Genomic DNA, 6,565 nt, shown 5'->3' on the forward strand with positions numbered 1-6,565 from the left:
ATTGATGGGGTGGCGGAGACGGAGGGATTCGAACCCTCGATAGGGCTTTACAACCCTATAACGGTTTAGCAAACCGCCGCCTTCAGCCACTCGGCCACGTCTCCGGCTGGCGTCGGTATGCCCGACGCCGCGCTGAGCCGCAAGCGGCAGATTGCGCGCGCTCTGCAAATCCTCACAGCTGCGCAGCTCTCGGAGACGCCAAAGCCGGCGGCTGGGCGAGCGAACAGCCGCCGACATCTGGCCGGACACTTCCGAGCGCCGCTCCGGGGAGCAAGTGCTGCGATCGTCGGCGATGCCCAGCGCTCTGCGGGCGTGCGCCTGCACTGGTGCGGATCTGCCACACTCCCTCCGAGCCGCTTTGATTCCTCGTGTGTCATGCCGGATTCGGGCCTGAGGCGCCCGACTTGCGCCCGGTTTCTGCCCGGCGAGTGTGTCCGGCCCTAAGCACTCAAAATTGCGTTGTCACAAAAGATTAGTATAAACAGCAACTTAGAGGCTCCCGCAGAACCACGGTCCCGTGCCTTTTGTGCAACACCATCCCAAAAAGGCGCCCGCTGAGGGCCGCAATGATGGTTCCTTTGTTGCGTGTGCAAAGGCGTTCGGTAATTCTGCCAGCACGACGAAGGGGGGCATCCCGACGTCGTCCCGTTTAGGTCGTTCGCTCAAGTCCCTCGCGTTCATGCGGGTGTGTCCGATAGCGCGAAGCGGCTGAGCGACGGGTCGAAAGGGGACAAGGGCCAAACCTCAAGGGTGTCTCACACCCAGCGGAGGCGGAACCTTCCCTGACTGAGCAACTTGGAGGTTTACAATTATGAACACGATCAAGAGCCTCGTCCTGGGCTCGGCGGCAGTTCTCGTCGCCATGTCTGGGGCCCAGGCAGCTGACCTTCCGATCAAGGCCAAGGCGGTCGAATACGTGAAGGTCTGCTCGCTCTACGGCGCTGGCTTCTACTACATCCCCGGCACCGACACCTGCATCAAGCTGGGCGGCTATCTCCGTGCGGAGACCTCGTTCGCCAGCAACGGCCAGTACAACAACGCCGTCAACGGCGTTGCCGGCGGCATGAACCGTCACAGCAACTACTACTACAGCCGCGCTCGTCAGGACCTCAACATCGACACGCGCACCGCGACCGAATACGGCGTGGTCCGCACCTATGCTGACCTGACGTTCACCTGGACCAGCGGCACCTATGCTGGCTCGGGCTCCGCGACCGGCGCGACCGCCTACTCGACCGCCGGCGCTCCTGGCGCTCAGGCCGACGGCAACATCGCCCAGGGCGGCGTTGGCGTGTACTACGCCTTCATCCAGTTCGCTGGCTTCACCATGGGTAAGGCCGTGTCGCAGTTCGACGCGCCCTGGACCAACTACCCGGGCAACAACTTCGACGGCCTGTGGGGCGGCGGCGGCACCGTGACCGGTGTCAACCAGTTCACCTACACCGCCGACTTCGGCTCGGGCATCACGGCTGCGATCTCGGCGCAGGACGCGTCGCAGTACTACACCACCAACATGTGGAACGTGTCGGGCATCACGGCCGCCAGCATCATCGGCGGTTCGTACGGCACGAACAACTTCGGTGGCAACGTTGCTCCGGACATCGTCGGCATGGTCCGCGTCGACCAGGCTTGGGGTCTGTTCCAGGCGTCGTTCGCGGCGCATGACAACCACACCGGCTACTACGGCGCGTCGGAGACCTCGGGTCATCCGGCCGACAAGTGGGGCTGGGCGGCTCAGCTGGCCTTGTCGATCAAGAACATCCCGACCGGCCCCGGCGACACCCTCAGCATCCAGGGCGTCTACACCAACGGTGCGAGCCGCTACAATGCTCAGAGCCTGGTGCCGACCACCTACGCGATGTACGGCGGCAGCAGCACGGCCGGCGTCTACGGCACGCTCGGCTTCGCCGGCGTCAGCGACTCGGTCTTCGTGACCGGCGGTGAGCAGCAGCTGACCACGACCTACGGCTTCCGTGGTGCTTTCACCCACAACTGGAGCCCGACCTGGAACTCGGCGATCTACGGTTCGTGGGCTGCCGTGTCCTACAACAACACTGCCAAGGGCCTGATCTGCGGCAGCGCGGCGATGGCTGGTATCGCGGGCGCGGGCTTCACCTGCAACCCCGACTTCAACATCTCCTCGCTGGGCTTGATCACCCGTTGGACCCCGGTCAAGAACCTGACCTTCTCGGCCGACGTGGCCTGGACCAACCTGGATCAGAAGTACTCGGGCAACATTGCCTACCCGGGCTCGGCCACGGTCTCCAAGCCGGCAGCTGTCTATCAGCTCAAGGACCAGAACTCGGTGTCCTTGCTGCTCCGCGCTCAGCGCAACTTCTGATCCTGATCGTCTGATCAGATCGAGGACCCCCGGCAGGCGACTGCCGGGGGTTTTTCTTTGTCCAGCCCGCCCATCGCCGGCCTCTGCAGACTTCGCTCTGAGCGATCGAGGCACGGTGTCGCTATTGATGAAGCGAAGGGGGGTGACTTCGCCCCTGCACGTGCTCCGGCACGCGATGGGGCCGTGGTTCGCGATGCCATCATGCCGACCTGCGCGCTCGCTTCGGGAGCGCCGCCGAGTGGCGTGGTACCGTCGGATCGGCCGCGGCTGCCCCCTTCGAAGCTCTGAATTTGTCCCTCGCGACGGCGGGAATGAACCAGAAGAGTTCGAAAAAACAATAACTTATAAGAAAGTTGCTAAGTTCGACGATAAGGTATTGAAATTAGGTGAGTTGATAAGATAATTTTGTAAATGTCGATCGCGATAAACAGTGAAACCTCCGGAACCCTCGACGATGCCCCGTCGGGGGTTTCTTCGTTTTGACAAGCGCTTCTGGCTCCTCCTGTCTCGCCCGAGCCGCCGGATACCGGCTCTGGGACGTGACACAGCCGCACGATCGGCCGAGTCTCGCGCTGTATGTCGGTCGACCCGCAAAAAACGCCGTGTCGCCGCTTGACCGTAGATTTTCGGATCTTCACAGTCTGACAGTCGGATGACGGATGCAAAAACCGTCACGAGTCGAGGAAGCGGTGCAAGATGAGTCCGGAAGGCTTTCTGAGTGCGCTAGGGCCGTTGTGTGAGAGGGAGGAGCTGTCCGACGCGTTGGCTCGCCTGCTCGAGACTACGCCGCATGACGGGCCCGAGTTCGCCCAGTGTCTGGCGATCGCTAAGCGGATCGACAGTCAGGACGAGAATTCCTGGTATCGGGAGTGGATGCGCTCGGCCGAGGAGCTGCGCGCCGAGGCTTCCAAGCTGGCGCAGGCCGGAGGCCTGGATGGCGGGCGCCGCAAATGGCTGCGTGCCGTCGACTACTACGAGGCCGCAGCGTCCGGTTTCGGGAGCTGCGCGGTGCGCCAGCAGGCGGTGGCGGTCGGCATCCGCGCTTGTGCGCTCGAGTTCCTCAGCATGGGTCTGTCGCCGGGCGAGGTGGTGACGATTCCCTGGCGCGACGACTATCCGCTGGCGGCGTACTTCGTCCCGGCGCCGCATGCGAGCGGGCCTGCGCCCACAGTGATCTGCATCTGCGAGCCCGGCCATCGGAAAGAGAGGTCGCTGCTTGCGCTGGCAAGCCATGCTGCGGAGCGCGGCCTGTCGTTGCTGGTCGCCGACCTGCACGGGTCTGGTATGTCGAGTCGTTTCGACGAGATCGTGGGACGCCGTGATCTCGAATCGGCGATCGGCAGCGTCATGGACTACGTCTCTGCTCGCGACGACGTGGATGACGCCCGGATCGCGATTCTCGCCGATGATTGGAGCTCGTCCTACGTGGCGCGTGGCATCGCGCTCGATCCGCGTTATGCGGCTGCCGTCTGCGACGCCGGATTGTGGGACATCCACGAGAGGGTCTGTCTGTCGCGCCGTTTGACGCCCGACGAGCGCGCCTGCCTGCCGGGCGCGAGCGATTGCCGGGTCGCCCGCCAGATCATGTGTCCGCTTTTGGTGGCGCTTCCGCATCGGGGCTGGTTGCGAACCGACATCGCCACACGCCTCGTTGCGCAGATGAAGCGTGATCACCTCGACGTCACGCTCAAGATTTTCGAGGCCGGCCGGGACGGGCCGCCCGACCTGGGGCAGTGCAACGACTTCATCTTCGATTGGCTGGCGACGCGTCTGGCCGGAGAGCCGCGGCTGCAGAATTGAAGCTCGCGCGAGTTGGGGCAGGGCGGGGAAGCCTCAGACCCCGAGCGACACCCTGGCGCTGGCCTTCTCGAATCGGTCCTTGAGAGCGGCCAGCTTGTCGGTGAAGGTCGTCAGCTCGGTCGCATCGAACTCCTCGAAGATGAACCCGAAGACCTGAGCTTGCTGCGCCTCGAGCTCGGCAAACTGCTCTGACGTCTTGGCGGTCAGGGACATCCGGACGACGCGCGCGTCGTCAGGCGCCGGCTTGCGCTGCATGAAGCCTTTCTTCTCGAGCAGCTTCGACTGTGTGGTGACGAAGGACGGATCGACATGCAGCCGCTTGGCGGCCGCATTGACGGCGACGCCCTCGCCCTGATCGAGCTCAGAGATCGCCATCAGGATCATCCATTGCGGGCCGCTGATGCCGATTCGCTTCGCCCAGAAGTACCGGAGCTCCTCAAGATGGACGTTGATCGTGGCGATCTCTCGCGCAAAGCGGATGACTGCCTCGCGATTCTTGGGCGCCGGCTCGGCGATTTGCGGTCGCGGGTCCGTGTCCACAGGGGTAGCAACTGTGTTCTTCGAGGGCGCCATTGCTCAGGAGGTCCAATTCCGGGAACGACCCTAGTGAAAAAAAATCTGCAACGAAATCACTTATCTAGGAGGTGCTCCGCGGCCAGCCATGCGCTGCACAATGAGCTGCCTCAGTGTTGCCCTGAGGACACATTTCGGCTTCATTCAATTACCTGACTGCATAAACTATTTTGCTTACCGAATGAGCGAAGGCATAGTTCCTAACGACGGTGGGGGGTTACTCGATCGTCCCGTGACAGGTGGTTTCGCTTAAGTCCCTCGCGTGATGCGGGTGTGTCCGATGGCGCGAAGCGGCTGAAGCGGTTTTTCGGGAGCGGAGGAAGCGGATCGTCCTGGGGGATCCTGGTCCGGTTCTTTCTCAAAAGAGCAACTTGGAGGTTTAAATGAAGACGGTTAAGAGCCTTGTCCTCGGCTCGGCGGCAGTCCTGCTCGCCATGTCCGCGGCTCAGGCGGCCGACCTTCCGATCAAGGCCAAAGCGGTCGAGTATGTGAAGGTTTGCTCCCTGTATGGTGCGGGCTTCTACTACATCCCCGGCACCGACACCTGCATCAAGCTGGGCGGCTATCTCCGCGCTGAAACGGCGATCGCGACCAACAGCGACTTCAACGGCACGTTCAGCGGCCAGGGTGGTGCTCACAACCGCCTGAGCAACTACTACACGTCCCGCGCTCGTCAGGACATCAACATCGACACGCGCACGGCGACCGAGTACGGCGTCGTCCGTACCTTCGCCGACATCACCTTCAGCTGGACCTCCGGCGGCTATGCCGGTACGGGTTCGGCGACCGGTGCGACCGCCTACTCGACCGCTGGCGCTCCTGGCGCTCAGGCCGACGGCAACATCGCTCAGGGCTCGATCGGCGTTTACTACGCCTTCATCCAGTTCGCCGGCTTCACCATGGGTAAGGCCGTGTCGCAGTTCGACACTCCCTGGGTGAACTATCCGGGCAACAACTTCGACGGTCTCGCCGGCGGCGGCGGCACGGTCACTGGCGTCAATCAGCTGAGCTACACGGCTGACTTCGGCTCCGGCATCACCTTCACCGTGTCGGCGCAGGATGCGACTGCCTACTACCAGAACAACCTCTGGAACACGGCGGGTTCGACGGCGGCTGGCGTGATCGGTGGTGCTTACGGCACCAGCAACTACGGCGGCAACGTCGCTCCGGACTTCGTCGGTATGGTCCGTGTCGACCAGGCTTGGGGTCTGTTCCAGGCGTCGTTCGCGGCGCATGACAACCACGTCGCTTACTACGGCGCGTCCGAGACCTCCGGCCACCCGGCTGACAAGTGGGGTTGGGCGGCTCAGCTGGCCCTGTCGATCAAGAACATCCCGACCGGACCTGGTGATACGATCAACTTCCAGGGCGTCTACACCAACGGTGCGAGCCGCTACAACATCCAGAGCCTGATGCCGAACAGCTACGCGATGTACGGCAGCACCGGCCTCGCCGGCGCCTATCAGAGCCTCGGCATTGCCGGCGTGGGTGACTCGGTCTTCACGACCGGTGGTGAGCAGCAGCTGACCACGACCTACGGCGTCCGTGGTGCCTACACCCACAACTGGAACCCCGCCTGGAACACGGCGATCTACGGTTCGTGGGCTGCCGTTCGCTACAACGGCACCGCCAAGGGCCTGATCTGCACCAGCCCGGGCGTGGTTGCGGCCTTCAACGCGGGTTCGACCTGTAATCCGGACTTCGATCTGGCCACCATCGGCCTGATCACGCGCTGGACCCCGGTCAAGAACCTGACCTTCTCGGCCGACTTCGCGTACTCCTGGCTCGACCAGAAGCACTCGGGTTCGGTGACGGCTCCGGCTGCTGCCGCTGTCGCCAAGCCGGCCGCAG

At 63.3% G+C, this 6,565-nt stretch carries 4 protein-coding genes and 1 tRNA gene; 3 read left to right on the forward strand and 2 right to left on the reverse strand.

What is annotated here, in order from left to right; genetic code table 11:
* Window positions 1–10: 10 nt before the first annotated feature.
* A tRNA-Ser gene (locus tag BRAO375_RS20815) sits at window positions 11–104 on the reverse strand.
* A 707-nt stretch (window positions 105–811) separates the two neighbouring features.
* On the opposite strand from BRAO375_RS20815, the gene BRAO375_RS20820 reads away from it, so the two are divergent.
* Together BRAO375_RS20820 and BRAO375_RS20825 are read left to right on the forward strand one after the other, a co-directional pair.
* The gene (locus BRAO375_RS20820; RefSeq protein WP_009029417.1) at window positions 812–2,341 is read left to right on the forward strand and encodes a porin; all 1,530 of its coding nucleotides are present in this window, start codon (window positions 812–814) and stop codon (window positions 2,339–2,341) included.
* A gap of 762 nt (window positions 2,342–3,103) precedes the next feature.
* On the forward strand, window positions 3,104–4,141 hold the full coding sequence (locus tag BRAO375_RS20825) for an alpha/beta hydrolase family protein (protein WP_009029418.1): 1,038 nt from the start codon (window positions 3,104–3,106) through the stop codon (window positions 4,139–4,141).
* Window positions 4,142–4,174: 33 nt separating this feature from the next.
* On the opposite strand, the gene BRAO375_RS39020 is transcribed toward BRAO375_RS20825, so the two are convergent.
* Window positions 4,175–4,714, reverse strand: a complete 540-nt coding sequence (locus BRAO375_RS39020) for a MarR family transcriptional regulator (protein ID WP_052536114.1) — start codon at window positions 4,712–4,714, stop codon at window positions 4,175–4,177.
* 383 nt (window positions 4,715–5,097) lie between these two features.
* Between BRAO375_RS39020 and BRAO375_RS20835 the strand changes: the two genes are divergently transcribed.
* Window positions 5,098–6,565 (forward strand): porin (locus tag BRAO375_RS20835; protein ID WP_035641526.1); only part of this gene is annotated, 1,468 nt, incomplete at its 3' end.

It is taken from the genome of Bradyrhizobium sp. ORS 375 (assembly GCF_000239775.1).
Classification (GTDB): Bacteria; Pseudomonadota; Alphaproteobacteria; order Rhizobiales; family Xanthobacteraceae; genus Bradyrhizobium.